Consider the following 21442-nt stretch of genomic DNA (forward strand, 5'->3'; position numbering starts at 1 on the left):
AAGGAGAGATATGACTATGAGTCAACATGATTCAAATTTTGCTGACAGCCCTTTGTTTGAAGAAGTGACACTGGAGACAAAGTCAATATTTAAAGGAAACATCATTTCATTGGAGATTGACACTGTTACACTCCCTGATGGGTCACAGGCGACCCGTGAAATAGTTCGTCATCCAGGCGCAGTAGCTGTACTTGCGATTCATGAAGAGAAGATGGTTGTAGTGGAACAATACCGGAAGCCACTAGGCAGATCACAAGTTGAAATTCCGGCTGGAAAGCTGGATGCAGGAGAGCTGCCTGAGGATGCGGCTAGACGCGAACTGGAAGAGGAAACAGGCTATAGAACGGAAGCACTGGTTCATCTGGGTTCATTTTATACGTCGCCAGGTTTTGCTGACGAGATCATTCATTTGTATGCTGCTGAGGAGTTGATTGCAGGCAATATGCACACGGATGAAGATGAGTTTCTGGAAGTTAGTGCATTAACGCTGGAAGAAGCTTATGAAGCAATTAGAGCGGGACGTATTAGCGATGCCAAAACGATTAATGCAGTCTATGCTTGGCAGCTCCGTCAATTGACAGGAAAATGGCCTGTTTAGTTGTGAACATGAAGAAAGTGGTTCACACTGAGATGGCTATAATTAGCTGTAGTTCCGGTTGTATTGTGGGAATAATGAACGCATGATGAAATAAAACAGATACAAACAGGATGAGCAAATGACAATGAACAAGTCTGAATTAACAACGTATTATGGGGATTTTCATATCCATATTGGTGCGACATCTGATGGCGCACCTGTCAAGATGAGTGGCAGCCGCAACCTGACATTTGAGGCCATCGCACGTGAGGCGTCTGAACGCAAGGGGCTGCAGTTAATCGGAATTATCGATTGTCATGCGCCAGGCGTGCTGGCTGATATTGAACGATTGCTGGACAGTGGCGAGATGAAGGAACACGCCGATGGCGGTATACGTTATGGTCAGACGACGATTATTCTGGGAACAGAGATCGAGTTCAGGGAAAACGGGCGAGGTGCCGCCCATGTGTTGAGTTACTTGCCGAGTGTCGATGCAATGAAGCACTTTTCAACCTGGATGTCGCGATATGTACGCAATATGAATTTATCCACCCAAAGAAATTACGCGCCCATATCCGTCATTCAGGAGGAAACGGCTGCGCATGGTGGCGTGTTTATCCCTGCCCATGTGTTCACACCACATAAGAGCTTGTATGGAAGTTGTGCGGATCGCATGTCTGATGTGATGGATCTGTCTCTGATCGACGGCATTGAAGTGGGGCTAAGCGCGGACAGCAAGATGGCGTCCAGAATAAAGGAATTGGACTCGTATCCATTCCTGACCAATTCAGACGCCCATTCCCTAAACAAGATTGCACGTGAATACAATGCACTGAGTCTGGCAAGGCCAACTTTCAAAGAGTGGTTGATGGCACTTAGAGGTATAGAAGGAAGAGAGATCCAAGCCAATTATGGCCTCGATCCACGACTTGGAAAATATCACAAGACAACGTGTATTGAAGGTCATCATCAGGCAAATAATCGACAGAATTGTGAAATATGCGGAACCAGCCGATTTGTCACAGGCGTGTCTGACCGAATCGCGACACTTGCCGATCGGAGCGAGACGGAAGCTGACGTGGTTGCAGCGATGAGGGCGCCTTATTATCATCAGATTCCGCTGGAATACATTCCGGGTGTTGGCCCTAAAACGCTAATAAAACTGCTCACCCAATTCGGGACTGAGATGAACGTACTCCATCAAGCAACAGAAGAAGAATTGTCAGCAGTTGTTGGAGAGGATACAGCGAGGCGTATTCATGCAGCTAGGGGAGGCGATTTAACGATTGCTAATGGCGGTGGAGGAAGGTATGGAAGAGTAACGCTTTAATTTAGAACTGTTCACCTGCTCATATGCTTATAGCGGCCGAGTGAAATGTACGGACAAAGAATGATATAGAGAAGACAAGCAGTCATACCCTTATGCAGCACGGCATACAATGTGAACGAATGATAATTGTTCTGATGATCGTGTGTGAAAGGGGAAGATTGCTATGCCTGCGATGATGCCTAATGTCCGGCAGCATCTCCATCTGTACATTTTCGTATCCGTAATTTTTGCAGTAGGTATCGTGTTCGGAGCCCTCTTGGTAAATACGTTGACGTTCGAACAACAACAGGAATTATCAAGGCAGTTAAATCAGGCGTTTGTTAGTGTGGCACAAAATGCAGATGAAACGACTTTTCTTGGAACGTTATGGTCCTATTGGCGCTGGGTTTTTATGATTGCATTATTTGGCCTTTCCATTATCGGTTTTCCACTTGTCCTGATTATGGACTTTGCTAAGGGAGTACTGGTTGGTTTTACAATCGGAACATTAGTCGGGCAGTATTCCTGGAAAGGTGTCATAATAGCGTTGATTACCGTTGCGCCGCAAAATGCAATTGCAATTCCGTTGTTGCTTATCGCCAGTGTTTCATCCATTTCGTTAGCTCTCTATGTGATGAAAAATCGACTTTTTGTGCAGCGAATAAAATCGCTGCGAGAACCGCTTCTCCATTATGCAACTGTCCAAGTAGGGGCTGGTATTGGCATGGCTGCAGTTGCAGCGATCGTAACTTGGATAAGTCCTGCGCTGATGAATTGGGTGTCTACGCTAATTCATCCGGGCATTGCGTTTAACTTATAGCTAAAAGATTTGACACTACTTGCGTTTCCCCCCTATAATAATAGAAGTGAGTCGAATTGCGGCTAGGCGGCAAGGGGGGAGACCATGGAAGCGCGGATTGATAAGATTAAACAACAGCTGCAATCCCAAGGATACAAGCTGACACCGCAGCGTGAAGCTACAGTGCGTGTCCTATTAGAGAACGAGGAAGATCATCTTAGCGCAGAAGATGTCTTTATGCTCGTTAAGGAGAAAGCGCCCGAAATCGGTCTTGCCACCGTGTATCGTACACTAGAGCTGTTAAGTGAACTGCATGTAGTTCAGAAGCTGAACTTTGGTGATGGAGTAGCGCGCTATGATTTGCGCGGGGACAATACGAAGCACCATCATCATCATTTAATATGCGTCCAATGTGGATCGATGCAAGAGATCTTGGACGATTGGCTTGGTCCATTGGAAGAACGGTTAGAGAAGGAATTCCAATTTCAAGTCATCGATCACCGTCTCGATTTCCAAGGCATTTGCAAGAAGTGTCAGGAGAAAGAGAAAGATCAACAAGCGGACCAGTAACTGTAACTTTTGAATTGAATTCCGTCCCTATTGACGGTCAACTTATACGAAGAGCCCCAGACGCAGAGCTGAGGCTCTTTTCGTTGTGCTGTAGAGTGGTTTGCTTATGATCAGATTATTTCCTAGGCTGTCGACTCAAACGTTGTAGATTGTGAGCAGAAGTTCGAACGAGGGCGTCTATACGTTTGCTTTTAAGTTGGTGACTGTTCCGTTGTCTGCGTTGTCTGATCGCACCAGTACGTCTGCCTGAAGCAGCGGCCAAGCTATTTTCAGGTACAGAAGGGAGGTCAGTACGTCGGCGGAGCACAGGAACGAGCGGACGGCGCTTTATGACGCTGCTCTTAACGGCGGCCTTTACGGCTAGCTTGGCGTCTACTAAGCCGTGTCCTTCTGAGCGGCTGTTATACCCCTTCAAATGATGTGCAGTAGACATGATGATTTTTCGCACTTGATCTGGACCAAGCGCAGGATTTGATTGCAGCATGAGCGCTACTGTACCTGTTACGTGAGGAGCGGCCATTGACGTGCCGGAATCCATGGACAAGCCCTGCTTATTATTCGTGGAGACAATGTCAACTCCAGGAGCTGTAATGTCGATTCCTTTGCCACGACTGCTAAACTCTGCTATTTGCCCTTTCTTGTCAGAAGCTGCTACAGCAATCGTTTCCTGATAAAATGCAGGCGCGTCAATTGTATGGTTATCGGGCCCGCTGTTACCAGCAGAAGCTATAATAATGATTCCTCTGCGATAAGCCCTGCGAATAGAAGCATGCAAGGAATCGCTTGGACCATCAAGGCCAAGACTCATATTAATAATGTTCATATTTTGTGCGATACACCACTCGACACCTTCGACAATATCCGAGACAAAACCGTCGCCTTTTTCATCCAATGCTTTAATGGCATATAACGAAACTTGTGGAGCGACGCCATACGGCAGTTTTCTTTTTCCAAGACCAGCTATAGTACCCGCAACATGAGTGCCGTGCCCATTGTCATCTTTGTACGAAGAATCCCGGCTAATCGTATTTATACCTCCAGCGATTCGCAGGTCTGGATGTGGTGATATCCCTGTATCCAGCACTCCCACCTTAATTCCTCTACCTTTTGAACGTGGCCACACTGAGGGCGCGTGTACAGCCGTAATGCCCCAAGGATAATGATGATTATGAAATTGATTGCTGCTGATTTCTTCGGTGGGTGCTTGCAGTTGGAATGGCGCGGCATGAGTATGAACGAGCACATCAGTCTCGATTCGTTTAATACTTGGATGGTGGAGCAAGTCTTGAATCGAAATGTCCTGATCCAAGTGACAACAGACCATGTTCGCTTTTGCCACTTTTTTTACTGGGGTAATCCCTTGCTTAGTAAGCACTTTTACACAGTCCTCATAGCTCTTGCGGTCTTTAAGGACGATCATTTTCCGTACTGTTTGGCTGCTCGGCTTGCAGTGGATCACCGCTGTGAGCATTCGTGATAATTGGCGCATCCGGCTAATCCTCCACTCTACATGCATACTTGCGCAGAAATTTATTAGTTCTATATCTTATGTGACAAGAGCGGAACGGTGAGTGGACCCACGTTAACTTGGTTCCGCCCAGTGTGTCAACTTGATGCGTAGAGGTGAATGAATGGCTCCTCAGAGGAAATGGATCTGAAAGTGCCCTATTTTCCAACAAATGGCGTTAGATGGCAGGAATAGAAAATAGGATTAAACCTAAAGCATAATGAAACACTCCCTTTCATACGCTAATCTTAGCCAAAGCTATCTATCTACGTATCAAGCTTCAAGTGGGAGGGAGTTCATATGATTGTTTCCGTGCGACGATGGGCGGGAAGGCTAAGGTTTGTTGCTTTATTTTTGGTATGTACTTATGCAATGGTTCAGATACTTGGGATCATGTCCAGTTGGATCGCTCCTGTTGATAAATATAAAGAGCCTCAGGGCAGAGCTATTAAAGTCTTTCACAGCGATCCGAATATTAGGATGGAGCCTGACACGATAACGGAACGATTGCGATTATTCTATTGGATGGGTGAATAGCGTTTAAGTAGGGATATGTTGTATGATAGAGAGGTAGTAGATGATGAGCATTAAGGGGTTACGTGGCAAGTATGAAGACTCAATTGGAACGACAGTTGGAGCAGTATGATACCCATTTAAAGGAGGAACGTCATCTATCAGACCATACTCGCGATGCGTACATGCGGGACATGCATGCCTTCCTTATTTATGCACTCGCAGAAGGCTTACAGTGCGCGTCTGAAGTACAGGCACTCCATATTTCACGATATATCGTTCAGTTGCGCACGAAAGGCAGAGCGGCCTCTACCGTCACAAGGCATAAGGCAACGATAAGATCATTCTTTTTGTTTATGCACCGTGAAGGACTTGTTAGAACGGATCCGACACTGGGTGTGGATACGCCAAAGGCTGAGCGCAAAGCTCCACATTTACTTACTATTGAACAAGTAGAGCAATTGTTAAGTGCACCTGATCCAGACACTGCGCAAGGTATCCGGGATAGAGCAATGTTGGAAACGCTTTATGGCACAGGAGTAAGAATCTCAGAACTTATTGCACTGAACTGCGATGATGTGCATCTGAACTTGGCATTTCTACGCAGTATTATGAATCAGAAAGAGCGGATTATCCCGCTTGGTCAGGTTGCAATCGAGGCGCTTGATACATATATGAATCAAGCCAGGCCTCAATTTGTAATGAATTTGCAGCATGCTGAGCTATCCATGTTGGATAACACAGATGCACAGAAGCAAGCGTTGTTTGTGAATACGAGAGGCCAGAGAATAACACGGCAAGGTTTCTGGAAAATAGTAAAAAAATATACGAATCAATTATCGTGGGACATTCCATTTACCCCACACTCCCTAAGACAGTCTTTTGCGGCGCATCTGCTGAATAACGGTGCGGACGCAAGAGCCGTGCAAGAAATGCTTGGGCATGCGGATGTCTCGACAACACAGCGCTATGCTCATTATGGAGAGCGACTCAGCATGAAAGAAGTGTATACGACTTCGCATCCTCGGGCGAGAAAGCCACCTAACAGTTAGCATTGAATCAGGCTTGGCATGTGTAGAATGGAGAGCGTTCACATAACACAGACTAATCAGGAATACACAGAGGAGTGATTAGTGATGAGCCAAGCTGACAACCAGCGTTTTCGCAGAATAACTGTAATTGTGCTAGATAGTGTCGGGATTGGAGAACTACCTGATGCAGCTAGCTTTGGAGATGCAGGTGCCCATACGCTTGGGCATATAGTCGAACGTGTACCTACGATCAAGATTCCCCATATGCAGCGTCTCGGTTTAGCGAATATCGCGAATCTGGGAGCGGTGGAGGAAGTAGAGCAGCCAACAGGCATCTTTGGCAAAATGGCAGAAATATCGGCGGGGAAAGACACAATGACAGGCCATTGGGAACTGATGGGATTACATATTACGACACCTTTTAATACGTTCCCAGAAGGTTTTCCTGATGAGCTTATTCAGCAATTTGAGGAAGCGACTGGACGCAAAGTGTTGTGCAACAAGCCTGCTTCAGGCACGGATGTACTTGTTCAATACGGTGAGGAACAGATGAAGACAGGCGCATGGATTGTCTACACGTCAGCAGACAGCGTGTTCCAGCTAGCAGCGCATGAGGAAGTTATCCCGCTTGAAGAACTGTACCGAGCTTGCGAGATTGCACGTAAGCTCACGTTAGTTGAACCTTATACGTTAGGGCGTGTGATAGCTCGTCCATATGTTGGCGAACCGGGCCACTTTACAAGAACGTCCAACCGTCACGATTATGCGGTAAAACCACCCTCTCCAACCGTTATGAATGCGCTTCACAACGGAGGAAAGGATGTAATTGCAGTTGGCAAGATCAACGATATTTTTACAGGTGAAGGGGTCAGTGCCAGTTATCCAACCAAGAGCAACCAGCATGGGATTGAGATCACAATCGAACAGATGGGACAAGCATTTGAAGGCTTGCTGTTTACTAATTTGGTGGATTTTGACTCCCTATATGGCCACAGACGTGATCCGGATGGATATGCGAAAGCATTGGAAGAATTTGACCTCGCAGTTCCAGCTCTGTTGGAGCGAACAGGACCGGACGATTTGCTTGTCATAACGGCTGATCATGGCAACGATCCTATTCATGCGGGGACGGATCATACGAGAGAATATGTTCCGTTGTTGATCTACAGTCCCTCGCTCCAACCTGGTCGTTCGCTCGGTATTCGCGAGACGTATGCGGACTTAGGCGCGACGATAGCTGACAACTTTAATGTTGTGATGCCGCAGATTGGAAAAAGTTTCTTAAAGGAGTTATAGAATAACGATATAAATCATGGGAGCGGGAGGTTGTTAAGATGAGTTTAAAGGTATTGGCGTATACGCATATTCAGGAAGCTGCGGAATATATCCGTAAGCAAATTCCATCTGAGCCAGAGGTAGGCTTGATATTAGGCTCTGGACTAGGTGTGCTTGCAGAATTGGTAGAGAATCCAGTTACCATTGCTTATGAGGCGATTCCTCATTTTCCACAATCGACGGTAGAGGGGCATGCGGGCGAACTCTTGATTGGTACTATTAAAGGCCGGACGGTTGTAATGATGAAAGGCCGTTTTCATATGTATGAGGGATACGGTCCTGAGATGACGGCATTCCCGGTACGGGTCATGAAAGCAATCGGAGTGAAGCAGCTGCTGGTTACCAACGCGGCAGGCGGTATTAACATGACTTACCAGGCAGGTGATTTAATGCTTATTAGCGATCACCTGAATATGACGGGGCAGAATCCGCTAACGGGTGCCAATGATGACAAGCTTGGAGCTCGTTTCCCCGATATGTCGGAGGCATACAGCCGACGTCTGCGTACGATAGCAAAAGAAGTCGGGGCGCGCCATAACTTTACGTTCCAGGAAGGTGTGTATGCAGGCTTGTTAGGACCCAACTATGAGACACCTGCCGAGATTCGAATGCTAAGAGCTTTAGGCGGAGATGCTGTAGGCATGTCCACGGTATCCGAGGTGATCGTAGCACGTCATGCCGGGATCGAAGTGCTTGGCATTTCTTGCATCAGCAATATGGCTGCGGGTATTCTGGATCAGCCGTTGTCGCATGCTGAAGTAATGGAGACTGCAGAGAAAGTAAAAGGCCAATTCTTGCAATTGGTGCTTGATATTATTCCTGCGATGGCCTAATGACATATGACATTATATGCGAACATGTAACTGCCATTGGCATACAATACGATTGAACCAACTAGGGAGGCACACATCCGATGAGAGCTGTTGATATCATTCATAAGAAACGTGAAGGTCATGTTTTAACAAACGAAGAAATTACATTTATGGTTCAAGGTTATAGCAATGGAGAGGTTCCTGACTATCAGGTTGCGGCTTGGGCAATGGCCATATTTTTTAAAGGAATGACTGCGCAAGAGACTGCTCAGCTCACTCTAGAGATGGCCAAGTCGGGTGATCAGATCGACTTAAGTCCTATTCAGGGAATTAAGGTGGACAAGCATTCTACAGGCGGTGTAGGTGATAAGACAACATTGGTGCTTGCACCAATGGTTGCGGCCGCAGGTGTGCCTGTCGCTAAGATGTCAGGTAGAGGACTGGGGCACACAGGCGGAACGATTGATAAGCTTGAAGCAATAGCAGGGTACCAGGTAGAACTGTCCCGTGAAGATTTCTTCCGACAAGTTAATGATATCGGCGTATCTCTCATTGGTCAGAGCGGAAATATTACGCCTGCTGATAAGAAATTGTATGGTTTGCGTGATGTAACGGCGACTGTAGAGTCTATTCCGCTTATTGCTAGTTCGGTTATGAGCAAGAAGATTGCAGCAGGTGCCGATGCGATTGTACTTGACGTGAAGACAGGCAGTGGCGCATTCATGAAAACGTTGGACGATTCCATTGCGTTGGCGCAGGCAATGGTGGATATTGGAACAGAGGTTGGCCGGGATACGGTTGCGATCATTTCGGATATGGATCAGCCACTTGGGCATTTGATTGGTAATGCGCTTGAAGTGGAAGAAGCCATCCAGACGTTACGAGGAGAAGGTCCTGAGGACCTTCATGAATTATCCTTAATTCTTGGTTCACACATGCTTGTACTTGGTGGACAAGCAAACAGCGTAGAGGAAGCGAGAGGCAAGCTTGAGCAGCATATTCAAGATGGATCAGCATTGGATCGGTTAAAGCAGCTAGTCGAAGCCCAGAAGGGCGACGTTGAGATGATTACTGATCCAAATAAGCTTCCACATGCAGCGAAGCGCATTGAAGTACAAGCGGAACAAGCTGGATATGTTGCTGGTATCGAAGCCGAAAGCATTGGGATTGCAGCTATGCTGTTGGGTGCAGGGCGTGAAACGAAAGATAGTATCATCGATCTTGCAGTTGGTCTTGATTTGCGCAAGAAAGTCGGTAATCAAGTACAAATTGGTGACGTGCTTGCTATTCTTCATGTCAACGACGAGAAGCGGGTAGACGAGGCAAAGGCGCGCATCCTGCAGGCATATCAATTATCTGCAGAGCCTGTTCCGCCGAAGCCGCTCGTTTATGCAATCGTAACAAAAGATGGCGTGCAACGTTTTGTGTAACCTAATTATTTACTTACAATAGAGGACTATAAGGCATACCCTAGACCATTTTGGTTTAGGGTATGCCTTTTTTGCGCAGCACATTTCCTATGTTGGAATATTTTACTTCTTTGTGGACAACAATGAATAACAGGCACATCTGTCTTCTGGTCACCTGTTCTACATAGCGGGTGAGCTTCACTCTAGAAACGGATCGAACGGATGATGCATCACCTTTTAGAGGTATAGGAGGGAATCTTTTGAATCCATGGAATCGCACGTGTATAACGATGATCGTATTTGCGGCGCTGCTGCTTCCAGGTCAAGCAGCTGCTTATTCGGCGGACGTGCCACCTGATTATTCAGACTCCGCCCTGCTGCCGAATAATGGTCAGCTCACGATGCCAACAGCAACCAATGAAACGAATGCGCTGCAATTAGCAACGAGCGCACGTTCTGCGGTGTTAATGGATGCGGACACAGGGACAGTAATTTTCGATAAAAACAGTCATGACCGTCTGCCACCAGCTAGTATCACAAAAATAATGACGATGCTGCTTATTATGGAGTCTGTCAAAGATGGAAAACTGAAAATGACGGATAAGGTTAGAACCAGTGAGTACGCCGCATCTATGGGTGGATCGCAGATCTTCTTGGAGCCGGGTGAAGAGATGACGGTTCAAGAGATGTTAAAGGGAATTGCGATGGCATCTGGTAATGATGCTTCTGTTGCAATGGCAGAAAAAATCGCAGGTTCTGAGCAGGCATTTGTTCAAATGATGAATGAAAAAGCGAAGCAACTGGGGATGAAAGATACCCACTTTGTAAATTGCAACGGCTTGCCAGCTAATAATCACTATACTTCTGCTTTTGATATAGCTTTGATGTCGCAGGCGCTGCTGCAATATCCAGAAATCACAAAATTCACTGGCGCGTATGAAGATTATCTTAGACAGCATACAGATAAGAAATTTTGGCTCGTTAATACGAATAAGCTTGTTCGCTTTTATTCTGGCGCTGATGGTTTGAAGACGGGTTATACGTCTGAAGCAAAATATTGTCTGTCAGCTACAGCGAAACGGGATAATATGCGAGTAGTTGCGGTTGTGCTTGGCGAACCGAATACGAAGACACGCAACAGCGAAGTATCTCAATTGTTCGACTACGCCTTCGCTCAGTATACCAATGTGCCACTAATAAAGAGTGGCGATCGTATTGGTGAGATTCGTATTGAAAAGGGCATGAATGAAAAGTTGGAGCTAACAGCAAAACGTCCTTATCATGTCCTGCTCAAAAAGGGTGAGGCGTCCAATCAAATTCGGTATGCGCTGATCGCACCTGAATCAATCAAAGCACCTATTGCTGCAGGTCAGTCGATTGGCAAAATAGTCGTGTATCAAGGTGAAAAAGTCGTTAAAGAATTTCCTGTCGAATCGGCTCAAACGATTGAAAAAGCAGGCTGGTGGACGATGTTTAAACGCACGTGTGGAAAGTTGTTTTTTGTCAACTAAACAGATGTAGCTTCTAGTTTTGTCGGCAGGCAGGAATTGGCATGCGCTATCACGAAATCGTTCAGCATCGCGGGAGGAGAGTGAGACGCATGAATTTGCAGGTAGAGCTAGTGCATCAACGTAACGTATTAATTACCCGGCTTCGGGGAGAACTGGACCACCACACATCTGAGCTAGTACGCATCCAGTTGGATGAGGCAATTCAGCGTGGCCAAATAAACCATGTGGTGCTTAGTTTAAAAGATCTTACTTTTATGGACAGCTCGGGCTTAGGTGTTATTTTAGGACGTTACAAGCTGATCAAAGCAAAAGGCGGCAGAATGGTTGTATGTGACATGAACCCGGCGGTAAGCCGTTTGTTCGAGTTGTCAGGCTTATTCAAAATTGTAAGTGTGTATGATAACGAGCGCACCGCGCTTACCGGTCTGGAGGTCGTATCATAATGAAGCACTCGGGAACGAACAGAATGAGCCTTCAATTTTCAAGTCGTTCGGAGAATGAATCCTTCGCACGTGTCACGGTAGCTGCCTTCGTATCTCAGCTTGACCCAACATTAGAAGAACTTACTGATATGAAGACAGTGATCTCGGAAGCAGTTACCAACTGTATCATCCATGGATACGACAATGACCCAGATGGTGAAGTTACGATTTCAGCGGAGATCAAGGGTGAGGAAGTGACGATTACTGTGTCGGATAAAGGCCATGGAATCGAAGATATTGACTTGGCACGACAGCCGTTGTATACGTCAAAGCCAGATATGGAGCGCTCCGGTATGGGATTTACGATTATGGAAAATTTCATGGACGAGTTCGAAGTCAGCACTGAACTCGGCGCCGGTACGAGTATTCGCATGAAAAAGCGGATTGAATCGAAAAAAGCGCTTTATAATTAGGGGTTGAAGCCATGAAAGTGGATATGAAGCAATCGTCAAATGCGTACTTGGACGACGCGGAGGTTAAGCGGCTCATTGCTTTAAGCCAGTCGGGAGACGGATTAGCCCGTGAACGGCTTGTAAACAGCAATATCAGGTTGGTGTGGTCTGTCGTACAACGTTTTATGAATCGGGGCTATGAACCTGAGGATTTGTTTCAGATCGGCTGTATCGGCTTACTGAAATCCGTTGATAAATTCGACTTGTCCTACGACGTGAAATTTTCGACTTATGCGGTGCCGATGATTATCGGAGAGATCCAACGTTTTCTTAGAGATGATGGAACACTAAAGGTAAGCCGTTCGCTTAAGGAAATGGCAAATAAGGTCAGAAAGATGAAGGACGAGCTGTCGAAGACACTGGGACGGCTGCCTACGATTAGCGAGGTGGCGTCTGAACTTGGCGTCACGCCTGAAGACGTGGTCTTTGCCCAAGAGGCGAACAAGCCGCCTACATCGATTCACGAGACGGTGTTCGAGAATGACGGCGATCCAATCACGTTGATGGACCAGATTGCTGACGAGTCACAGGATCGCTGGTTTGACAAGCTTGCGTTAAATGAGGCGATTGAAGGACTGAACGAGCGTGAACGGTTAATTGTATATTTAAGGTATTTCCGGGATCAAACCCAGTCTGAGGTAGCTAGTCGATTAGGAATATCACAGGTTCAAGTGTCACGTTTAGAGAAAAAAATATTACAGTCCATCAAGGCGCAAATTGCACAATAGCAGGACTGTCCAACAAAACCGTTCGTCTCACTGCCAGTCAGGAGTGATAGAACGGTTTTTTATTTATTTATCGCTCATGAAGATGATGTAACTGTTCCATACTAATACCATTCCGGTATGTTCGTTCACTGACCGCAATGAACATGTTTTAGGAGGGTAAAGATGTCAAGCACAACGACAACAGGCGGCAAAGAAAACAATAGTGACGGTGAAGGTCTTCAATCTTCGCTCGCGGGATCGTCCCGGCATCAAGCGTCAAGACTTGGTACGATGGAAAGTTCTCAGCAAGGCCATCAATCCAGAAACAATAGCTCACATGAATTGGCATCAAATCAGCAAGTGCCCATGAATACACATTCTACACGCCGCTATCAACAATCGCTAACCGCTGATTATCATCAACAGCATAAGGAGGAAGGTGCTGAGCAAGGAAAAGGATCACCTGGCAGGCAGCGTGACAATAGTCGTCCCTATACATTTGCAGGATTTAGAAACAGCTATGTATCGGATGCTAGTCAAAGTGGTAACCAGTCTGGTGGAAGTATCCACATGCAAGGAGATAATCATCATCCATCATCCATGCAGTCAGGACACGAGGAACAGATTCCTGATAACTACCGCGATAGGGAGGAGTCTAACCACGAATCCGCTCTTACTTCAGGCAATACATCATCACACGAACAGCTCAAGCAGAATAAGCAGCACGAACAGCACAAGCAGGGAGGGAAGCAGGGGGACTATCATACAGAGGATGACAATAAAGATCAGCAAGCCAATCACCATCAAGACAGCCAATCTGAATCCAAGGCAGCAGCTGAAGCAAAGGCTTACGGATCGCACACTGAAGGCGACAGCGATAAGCCATCAGAATCAGAAGAGCATCGTTATAAACGAGAACATGAACTTTCAAACGACTTGGTTGCTTCAATCCTATATTGGCAGAAAGATGATGCGATTCCAAGGCGATTAAAGGACACGAAACGTACGTTAACGGATGTAGTCGGATTCGGCAAGTCATTTGATATTATGTTTCGTGAGATGACATTTGGTCAGCGTAATGTAGGATTGTTCTACATAAATGGGTTTGCCAAGGACGAAGTGATGACGATGATTTTGGCCCGGCTCACGATGTTAGACAAGTCTCAAGTAAGTGCGAACGCCTTTAAATCGTTTTTTGACTGTTACATTCCCCATATCCAAGTGGAGAAAGTAACCAAAATGAGCGAGGCGATTAACAAGGTATTGTCGGGGTGCAGCGCCTTTTTTATTGAACATGAGGCGGCAGCAATTATTGTGGATGTGAAGACATTTCCAGGAAGAGGGCCAGAGGAGCCTTCGCTCGAAAGAGTCGTGCGAGGGGCACGAGATGGGTTTACCGAGACTTTGTTAACGAACGTAACCTTAGTCAGACGTCGTTTGCGGGATCCGGGACTCAAATATGAGATGGTGCAGGTGGGCCGTCGCACTCGAACGGATGTCTGCATAGCCTATATCGATGACATTGCGGATATGCAGATGGTGAAGTCTGTCAGGGATAAGATTAAAAAGGTTAATTTGTCAGGCTTACCGCTTGCGGATAAACAGTTGGAAGAAGCGATTATTAATAAAGGATGGAATCCATATCCGCTTGTGCGTTATTCAGAGCGTCCAGATTCAGTCGCTTCTCATTTGATGGATGGGAGTATCGTCTTGTTTGTAGATACTTCACCTTCTGTTATGATTTTGCCGACGACCTTTTTTGATCTTTGCCAGCATGCGGAAGAGAATCGACAGACTGCGTTTATGGGGACTTACTTAAGGTGGGTTCGGTTCGCAGGTATTTTCGCATCCTTGTTTCTGCTTCCGTTATGGCTGCTAATGGTTATGGAGCCCGGGCTGAAGCCTGCTGCCCTTCAAATTCTAGGTCCGCAGGAGTCCGCGAAGCTTCCGATCATTTTGCAGTTTTTGCTTGCAGAGCTAGGCGTTGATCTGATGCGGATGGCTGCTGTGCATACACCTACGCCGCTTGCAACCGCGATGGGACTAGTGGCCGCGATTCTTCTTGGTGATATAGCGGTAAAGACCGGCGTATTTGTGAACGAGGTCATTCTATATATGGCCGTGGCGGCAGTGGGGATGTTTGCGACACCGAGTTATGAACTGGCACTGGCGAATCGGATTATTCGACTGATGCTGTTGGTTGCCGTCGCAGCCTTTAAGGTGCCGGGCTTTATTATCGGCATTACACTATTTATCGTATTTCTGGCATTGCATCGCTCGTACAACTCATCGTACTTGTGGCCCTTTATTCCTTTTAATGCAAAGGCGCTCTACAACATCTTTGTACGCCAGCCTTTCTTGTTGTCTAAGGAGCGGCCTAGCTTTAACAAGACAAAAGACGCATCCAAAATGCGTCCGAATTCCGATTCCTGATTGAGGATTAATGCAAATGTTGTGCACATTAGTCCATTCTGTGAATTGGAACTTTCCTGTTATAATTTTGGTAATGAATAACTATTGGAAATGGTACAGGAAATGGGGAATGGACAGTGTATTTACATGGAACTAGCACGATTAATGAACTAGGACATTTAACGATTGGCGGTTGTGATGTGACTGATCTTAAAGCCCAGTTTGGCACGCCGCTTTATATTGTAGATGAGCAGTTAGTCAGACAGCGTAGTAGCCAATATATGGAGGCATTTCGAGCCTCTGGATTAAAGTTTCAGGTTGCTTATGCAAGCAAGGCATTTTGTGTAATGGCGATGTGCAGACTTGTGGATGAAGAGGGCTTGTCTTTGGACGTTGTGTCTGACGGTGAACTGTATACGGCGCTGCAGGCGGGCTTTCCGGCCCATCGTATCCATTTCCATGGCAATAACAAGACACCAGATGAGATTGAGATGGCGCTTGAGGCGAATATCGGATGCTTTGTGGTAGATAATTTCACTGAACTACAATTGTTGAATGTGATGGCCAAGCAGCGGGCACGGAAGGTTAGTGTATTACTTCGTGTAACACCCGGCGTAGAAGCACATACACATGAATACATTTCCACGGGACAGACGGATTCCAAGTTCGGCTTTGATATCGGCAATGGCACAGCCTATGAAGCGGTTCAGCAGGCAGCTGCAGCTGAAGGTTTGGATCTATTGGGAGTTCACTCTCACATAGGGTCACAGATCTTTGAAGTAGAAGGTTTCCAAATGGCGGTTGAACGGGTTGCTCAATTCACTCGTCAAGTGAAGGAGCAGTCAGGCGTCAGCTTCCGGGTTGTGAATTTGGGGGGCGGGTTTGGCATTCGCTATACTGAAGGAGATACACCACTTGCCGTGGCAGATTACGTTAAGGCGATTACGGATGCGGTGAAAGTTCACTTTGCAAATTTGAATGAGACATTGCCTGAAATTTGGGTTGAGCCAGGACGCAGCATCGTTGGTGATGCAGGGACAACTTTGTATACAGTCGGTTCTGTTAAAGAAATACCGGGCGTACGCAAATACGTTGCGGTTGATGGCGGGATGACGGACAATCCTCGCCCAGCCTTGTATGAATCCCGCTACGAAGCTTTGCTTGCTAATCGGGCTAATGAGAGTGCCGAAGAAGTAGTATCTATTGCAGGTAAATGCTGTGAGAGCGGTGATATGCTCATTTGGGATTTATCGTTACCGCTTGTACAGCAGAACGATCTGTTGGCGGTATCTTGTACAGGCGCATACAATTATGCAATGGCAAGCAACTATAACCGAATTCGTAAGCCTGCAGTTGTATTTGTACAGAATGGTCAAGCGGACCTCGTTGTTGGCCGCGAGACACACCAAGACATCGTAGGTAAGGACGTCATTCCGGCAAGATTGCAGAAAGTGTTAGTCAGTCAATAATAATTGCGATAGTCGAAGCAGGCGCAACTGTTGCTAATTAGTGCGTTGTGACTTTGTTCGCTGTTGCTGGTGTATAACGAATGATCTACACCGAGCTATAGGAGAATTCTCCTTGGCTCGGTGTTGCTTTTGATTAAGTGAAGTTGCTAAGCTTGGATGAAATCAGGTTGTAATTGATTTCGTTCTGGCTGTAGTCATGACGTGTTTGTTGTGTTGAGTCCACCTGCAATGATATACTGTACACGGTGTGTTTATTTCGTATATGAGAAAGGATGTTTATTATAATGAAAAAAGCAAACATCACGCTGGAAAACGGCGGCCAAGTTGTCATTGAATTGTTCGAAAATGAAGCTCCAGGCACAGTTGCCAACTTTGAAAAATTGGCGAACGAAGGATTCTATAACGGTCTGTCCTTCCACCGTGTAATTAAAGGTTTTGTAGCTCAAGGTGGTTGTCCTAATGGTACAGGCACTGGTGGTCCAGGTTATACAATCAAATGTGAAACAGCTGGAAACACGCACAAACACGTTAAAGGTGCTTTGTCAATGGCACATGCAGGTAAAGATACAGGCGGCAGCCAGTTCTTCATCTGTTATGATGCATTCCCGCATCTTGATGGCGTACATACTGTATTTGGCCAAGTCATCGAAGGTGTTGAACATGTTGATGCCATTAAACAAGGCGACAAAATGGCTAAAGTTGAAGTAGCATAAGCAGCAGCATATAAAAATCCTCTTAGTGTGCATTTCAATGCTCTAAGAGGATTTTTTATATGCTGAAAAGTAGATCTCATCTTATCATTAAGTCGTTCCTTGTACATAAAATTATTCTAAAATAGTTAATACATTGAAAGTCAAGCAAAAGGATTTAATAAAACCAGCGATACTCATTTAACTAACTTTTAGATTGTGTTCCCGCAGAATGTTCGCGCTATTAAAATGTGGAAACCTCTATATTGATTTTCGTTCCACCTTCTCTTCCTGAACCTGTAAGATGATGATGAATCTACTATATGAGGAGAAGAGAGGATGAAATGCAATTGAAGAGAATTGGTTTGATGATTTCCGTTTCCTTGTTGGTACTAACGGCTTCTTTGCCGAGTTTTCAAATTGCCCATGCTGTTGAAGCTAAACAGAAAGGAAGCGATACTGTAAGTGGCATACAGAGCATAAAAACCTGTTATCTGGACGCACACATTGGTATGGTGTTGGGCCTTAAAGGAAAGGTGACAAATGACTATTAAACGTGTTGGTTTGATAATAATAGTTCTCATATCCATTTTCAGTTCAGGTTGTTCGGACGCTCTAAGCAATGTAAAAGCACCAAGAGACCCAATGTTAAGTGAGGGCTTGACCGCTGGATGGATCATGTTTGAGGGAAAAAAATACCCGCTATTCGAGATATACAAGTCAGACACGTACGATGAGAAAGATTTCGAGTCAACAAATTCAGTTACAGGATCAGATGATAAAGCACATCAAGGTTTAACGATATTTATTAATAAAAAAACAGGAAGCCTTTTTATAAAAGATAACGTTGGTGATTTGAACTGGATGGAATATAAGGTCGAAGAAAACAAGTAATGATTTAACAAAGGAAATCTCAGCATTAGTCTTTAAAATGATCTCTTCTTTAAAAAATACCCCTATATCAGAATTGATAAAATGGATATAGTTGTATAAATATTTACTTACTGAAAGACAAGCCTTCTATAACTATGATCTCAATCAATCGTTGCTCTTCTTCTGTTATAGTAATACTCAATTCGTTATAAAACTTTGTTTATTGTATCTAAAGCCAACTTCTCCTTATCTCGTATATAGTCAGTAGCGATATCAGCAGTATCTAATACAACGTTAACATGATCTGTAATATTCTTATCGAGCTTTAACACGGTCATGATTCTTTTTGAAAATGACGGATTGTAATATGAAGTGCGACGGCTAAAATAACAAAGAGCCATGAGCGGAGAGCTTCTAGCGTGTCTGTAGGCAAATATACCAGGGCACTTGCCGAAGGACTCAATCTTAAACTGCAGGAGACTTGGTCACCAGAGCAGGTCGCCGAGAAACGTCGTTCCAAAGGGAAACCTTTCGTGTGCTTCGAAACGATCTACAGATGGTTATACGAGGGCGCCTCGGAGCGGGAGTCAACGCATTACGGCATAAGGGCAAGCGTCATAAGCCGATGGCAACTTGGTATTATCCCCTTCAAGTAGACACTTTCAAAAGCCTTGTGTGGATTAAAGCTTTCTCATGTATAACAGACAAAGCGAATATGTTATGGAGGTTGAAGCTGATTCATAAGAAGCAATAGTCAAAAATGAACATTTTGATTGTATTTGTAATCATAAATCTCAGGAATTTGAAGAAGAAATAAACACATATTTATTAGGAAGTTCAATTCATTGGGTAAAGAGAAGACAAAACAGGAAATGATCCTTTGAAGATAATCTTTGATGATATATAAAGAGTAAAAAATAAATATAGTAATCTATTAAAAGAGTTAATCTGAATATTTATAAGGAGTAAATTGCATATTTGTAGAAGCGACTTTGAAGAATTAACACATTGTTACAAAGAGTTAATAGATTCAGGAGAAACGAATACGGCCAAACATAGAATAATATGCTTGGCCGTATTCATCTCTATGCAATTTATTAATATACTTGATGTAAACTAACAGGTCCTAGACTACCATAAGATCCTTGGAATTGTCCTTTAAGGACATAAGTTCCTGAACTAAGATAACCTACTGAAAACTCAACAGGACTTGGAGTGGTGGGTCCGATATTCACGGTAGTTGAGAATACTTTATGAAGTTGACCGGAGGGCCCTTTGGAATAAAGCGATAGCTCAACGGTTTCATTCGTAGAACTCCATAGGCCAACACTTAATTTATGTTGAGCAGGTTGGCTAACTGTCAAATCATGTGATGTTGCAGTATAGGCAGCAAGTGCGTTAGTAGAGAAAGAGAAGAATGCTAAAAATAGGATCAGTACTACCTTTTTCATTAAATTCACCTCCCTTCTAATTTATGGAGTGTCTGTAGAGAAAAGGTGTGAAATGGTCAGTTTAGATAGTAATATTTTAACTATTGTATCAAAACAAAGAGTATATGCATATATATTTTGAATTAAAAAAATTACACCCGAATATGTACAAAGAGCATATACAATTAAAAAGATTATTTCATCTTAATGAAATTGGTGGTATTAAATCGTGAATAAAGTTACTAGAAGAATAAACGACACTCACATTATTAATTTTGTTGATGGTAAGGGCTACGCGAATTTATCACATGAATAATCTATAAAATTTTGTTTGAAACACTGGCAGCTTGTGAAGATATGCTCGAACCGTGTAATAGCATTATGACTGCTTACTTTAAACTAGAAAATTGGCTTTATAGTGACAATGGAAAAGATAAGTCTACAGAAATTCAAGCTTCAATGATATGGGGAAGCTTTATGGATTGTAAAAGAATATAGTGACATTGATTGGGATACGATGAGAAATTTTTTTGGTGAATTTATGAGTAAAAAGATGAATCTAAGATAACGCGATTAAAAATTTAATGAAGGAGACTGTACTGTGTTATGAATGAAATCAGAATAAAAATGTGGGCAGATCATGACTTTGAGGAAATATACAAATTATGGATGGGTTAGTATGGGATGTCCAAAAAATTAAGGTTTCTACTGAAGGTGTCATTGATTCGGTTCAAGAAGTGGATACTGATTTAGCAGATAGAACTGGGATTGGGCGAAAAAGCCAATAAGTGTGCAATTGGGAGTAGTTGGCAGAAAACGCAATTCGCGAAAAGTGACTGGACAGAAGTTACAGATAAACTTGTCATTGTTGAGGACAAAGCACGGTGCATGATAGCTGAAGCTGATGGAGGAACCCAAGAAGAAATTAACGTAGCGTGGCAGCAACTAAAAGATGCGTCAGATGTGCTCAAACAACAAGCAATTGACTCCATGAACACAATCGCGAAAGAGGTTTAGGATCAGTTTGTGCAAGAATTATGAAATAGGCTAAGTGATGAACAGAAAGCATATGTAAATTCGATTATTGATGTATGAAAATAAAAGAACTCAAAGAAATGTTTGACATTAAAATGATTATTGATGAATTGTTGAATAAAGCCAAAGAGATGGTAGAGAAATATTTATGCGAGAAATTAGTGTTTCTTGAGCAACTTAAGGTCAAATAGATACCCAATGTCAACATAAATCTAGACGGACCATTATAAGTTTTGATGTATTCATTTATACTTTGGAGATTTATGATGATCGCGATCCTCCGCATTAAGTATTCAATTGGTAAAGAATTCTACTGATATACCGAGACCACGGGTCGATCCCAAGTTTATACGGATCGAGTAGTAGATGAGATCAAAGAAAGAGTTGAGCAGGACTTCAAGAGGAGAAGGATGACATGGTTGAAACATTATTGGAGTTGTTCTTTGCTGAATATCTTGGCGCCTTTAAAAAGTTTAAGCCGTATTTAGACGATCTTTTAACAGATTGTTTCACGGGAGAG

Annotated in this window: 22 protein-coding genes and 1 pseudogene; 21 read left to right on the forward strand and 2 right to left on the reverse strand. The window is 44.3% G+C overall.

The window, feature by feature from the left end; genetic code table 11:
* Positions 1–16: 16 nt before the first annotated feature.
* From MH117_RS02845 to fur, 4 genes are all read left to right on the forward strand, one after another.
* Positions 17–598, forward strand: coding sequence for an NUDIX domain-containing protein (locus MH117_RS02845; protein WP_239327126.1), 582 nt, complete (start codon positions 17–19; stop codon positions 596–598).
* A gap of 118 nt (positions 599–716) precedes the next feature.
* Positions 717–1907 carry an endonuclease Q family protein gene (locus tag MH117_RS02850; protein ID WP_239327128.1) on the forward strand — a complete coding sequence of 397 codons (1191 nt, stop codon included), beginning with the start codon at positions 717–719 and terminating at the stop codon, positions 1905–1907.
* A gap of 163 nt (positions 1908–2070) precedes the next feature.
* Positions 2071–2706 carry a stage II sporulation protein M gene (gene spoIIM, locus MH117_RS02855; RefSeq protein ID WP_239327130.1) on the forward strand — a complete coding sequence of 212 codons (636 nt, stop codon included), beginning with the start codon at positions 2071–2073 and terminating at the stop codon, positions 2704–2706.
* Positions 2707–2790: 84 nt separating this feature from the next.
* Positions 2791–3255 carry a ferric iron uptake transcriptional regulator gene (gene fur / locus MH117_RS02860; RefSeq protein ID WP_239327131.1) on the forward strand — a complete coding sequence of 155 codons (465 nt, stop codon included), beginning with the start codon at positions 2791–2793 and terminating at the stop codon, positions 3253–3255.
* A 115-nt stretch (positions 3256–3370) separates the two neighbouring features.
* On the opposite strand, the gene MH117_RS02865 is transcribed toward fur, so the two are convergent.
* The gene (locus MH117_RS02865; RefSeq protein WP_239327132.1) at positions 3371–4744 is read right to left on the reverse strand and encodes a S8 family peptidase; all 1374 of its coding nucleotides are present in this window, start codon (positions 4742–4744) and stop codon (positions 3371–3373) included.
* Positions 4745–5062: 318 nt separating this feature from the next.
* Between MH117_RS02865 and MH117_RS02870 the strand changes: the two genes are divergently transcribed.
* From MH117_RS02870 to MH117_RS26775, 15 genes and pseudogenes are all read left to right on the forward strand, one after another.
* Positions 5063–5299, forward strand: a complete 237-nt coding sequence (locus tag MH117_RS02870) for a DUF4227 family protein (protein ID WP_239327133.1) — start codon at positions 5063–5065, stop codon at positions 5297–5299.
* A 71-nt stretch (positions 5300–5370) separates the two neighbouring features.
* Positions 5371–6327, forward strand: a complete 957-nt coding sequence (locus tag MH117_RS02875) for a tyrosine recombinase (RefSeq protein WP_239327134.1) — start codon at positions 5371–5373, stop codon at positions 6325–6327.
* Positions 6328–6411: 84 nt separating this feature from the next.
* Positions 6412–7602 (forward strand): phosphopentomutase, encoded by a 1191-nt coding sequence (gene deoB / locus MH117_RS02880; RefSeq protein ID WP_239327135.1) that lies wholly within the window; start codon positions 6412–6414, stop codon positions 7600–7602.
* Positions 7603–7640: 38 nt separating this feature from the next.
* On the forward strand, positions 7641–8474 hold the full coding sequence (locus tag MH117_RS02885) for a purine-nucleoside phosphorylase (RefSeq protein WP_239327136.1): 834 nt from the start codon (positions 7641–7643) through the stop codon (positions 8472–8474).
* Positions 8475–8554: 80 nt separating this feature from the next.
* Entirely contained in the window at positions 8555–9883 is a 1329-nt protein-coding gene (locus tag MH117_RS02890) for a pyrimidine-nucleoside phosphorylase (RefSeq protein ID WP_239327137.1), read from the forward strand.
* Positions 9884–10263: 380 nt separating this feature from the next.
* Positions 10264–11373: a D-alanyl-D-alanine carboxypeptidase family protein gene (locus MH117_RS02895; protein WP_239327740.1), complete on the forward strand. Its 1110-nt coding sequence runs from the start codon at positions 10264–10266 to the stop codon at positions 11371–11373.
* Positions 11374–11462: 89 nt separating this feature from the next.
* Positions 11463–11816 (forward strand): anti-sigma F factor antagonist, encoded by a 354-nt coding sequence (spoIIAA, locus tag MH117_RS02900; RefSeq protein ID WP_028544187.1) that lies wholly within the window; start codon positions 11463–11465, stop codon positions 11814–11816.
* Entirely contained in the window at positions 11816–12268 is a 453-nt protein-coding gene (gene spoIIAB / locus MH117_RS02905) for an anti-sigma F factor (RefSeq protein WP_239327138.1), read from the forward strand. Before spoIIAA ends, spoIIAB begins: the two co-directional genes overlap by 1 nt.
* An 11-nt stretch (positions 12269–12279) precedes the next feature.
* Complete coding sequence (gene sigF, locus MH117_RS02910; RefSeq protein ID WP_028544189.1) at positions 12280–13035, forward strand: RNA polymerase sporulation sigma factor SigF; 756 nt, start codon at positions 12280–12282, stop codon at positions 13033–13035.
* Between the two features lie 549 nt (positions 13036–13584).
* Positions 13585–15447 carry a spore germination protein gene (locus MH117_RS02915; RefSeq protein WP_481857239.1) on the forward strand — a complete coding sequence of 621 codons (1863 nt, stop codon included), beginning with the start codon at positions 13585–13587 and terminating at the stop codon, positions 15445–15447.
* A gap of 116 nt (positions 15448–15563) precedes the next feature.
* A complete protein-coding gene (lysA, locus tag MH117_RS02920) occupies positions 15564–16895 on the forward strand; it encodes a diaminopimelate decarboxylase (RefSeq protein ID WP_239327139.1) in 1332 nt (443 codons plus the stop codon).
* A 284-nt stretch (positions 16896–17179) separates the two neighbouring features.
* Entirely contained in the window at positions 17180–17608 is a 429-nt protein-coding gene (locus MH117_RS02925; protein WP_239327141.1) for a peptidylprolyl isomerase, read from the forward strand.
* Positions 17609–17934: 326 nt separating this feature from the next.
* Positions 17935–18138: a hypothetical protein gene (locus MH117_RS02930; RefSeq protein ID WP_239327143.1), complete on the forward strand. Its 204-nt coding sequence runs from the start codon at positions 17935–17937 to the stop codon at positions 18136–18138.
* Positions 18128–18478 carry a hypothetical protein gene (locus MH117_RS02935; protein ID WP_239327144.1) on the forward strand — a complete coding sequence of 117 codons (351 nt, stop codon included), beginning with the start codon at positions 18128–18130 and terminating at the stop codon, positions 18476–18478. The genes MH117_RS02930 and MH117_RS02935 overlap by 11 nt, the downstream gene beginning before the upstream one ends.
* A gap of 380 nt (positions 18479–18858) precedes the next feature.
* A pseudogene (locus tag MH117_RS26775) lies at positions 18859–19091 on the forward strand (IS30 family transposase); the annotation flags it as partial.
* Positions 19092–19554: 463 nt separating this feature from the next.
* Here MH117_RS26775 and MH117_RS02940 read toward each other — a convergent pair.
* Positions 19555–19908, reverse strand: a complete 354-nt coding sequence (locus MH117_RS02940) for a hypothetical protein (protein WP_239327145.1) — start codon at positions 19906–19908, stop codon at positions 19555–19557.
* Positions 19909–20655: 747 nt separating this feature from the next.
* Between MH117_RS02940 and MH117_RS02945 the strand changes: the two genes are divergently transcribed.
* Together MH117_RS02945 and MH117_RS26470 are read left to right on the forward strand one after the other, a co-directional pair.
* Positions 20656–20904 carry a hypothetical protein gene (locus MH117_RS02945; RefSeq protein WP_239327146.1) on the forward strand — a complete coding sequence of 83 codons (249 nt, stop codon included), beginning with the start codon at positions 20656–20658 and terminating at the stop codon, positions 20902–20904.
* Positions 20905–20978: 74 nt separating this feature from the next.
* On the forward strand, positions 20979–21113 hold the full coding sequence (locus MH117_RS26470) for a hypothetical protein (RefSeq protein ID WP_275444475.1): 135 nt from the start codon (positions 20979–20981) through the stop codon (positions 21111–21113).
* Positions 21114–21442 lie beyond the last annotated feature (329 nt).

It is taken from the genome of Paenibacillus sp. ACRRX, assembly GCF_022346885.1.
Taxonomy (GTDB): Bacteria; Bacillota; Bacilli; order Paenibacillales; family Paenibacillaceae; genus Paenibacillus_B.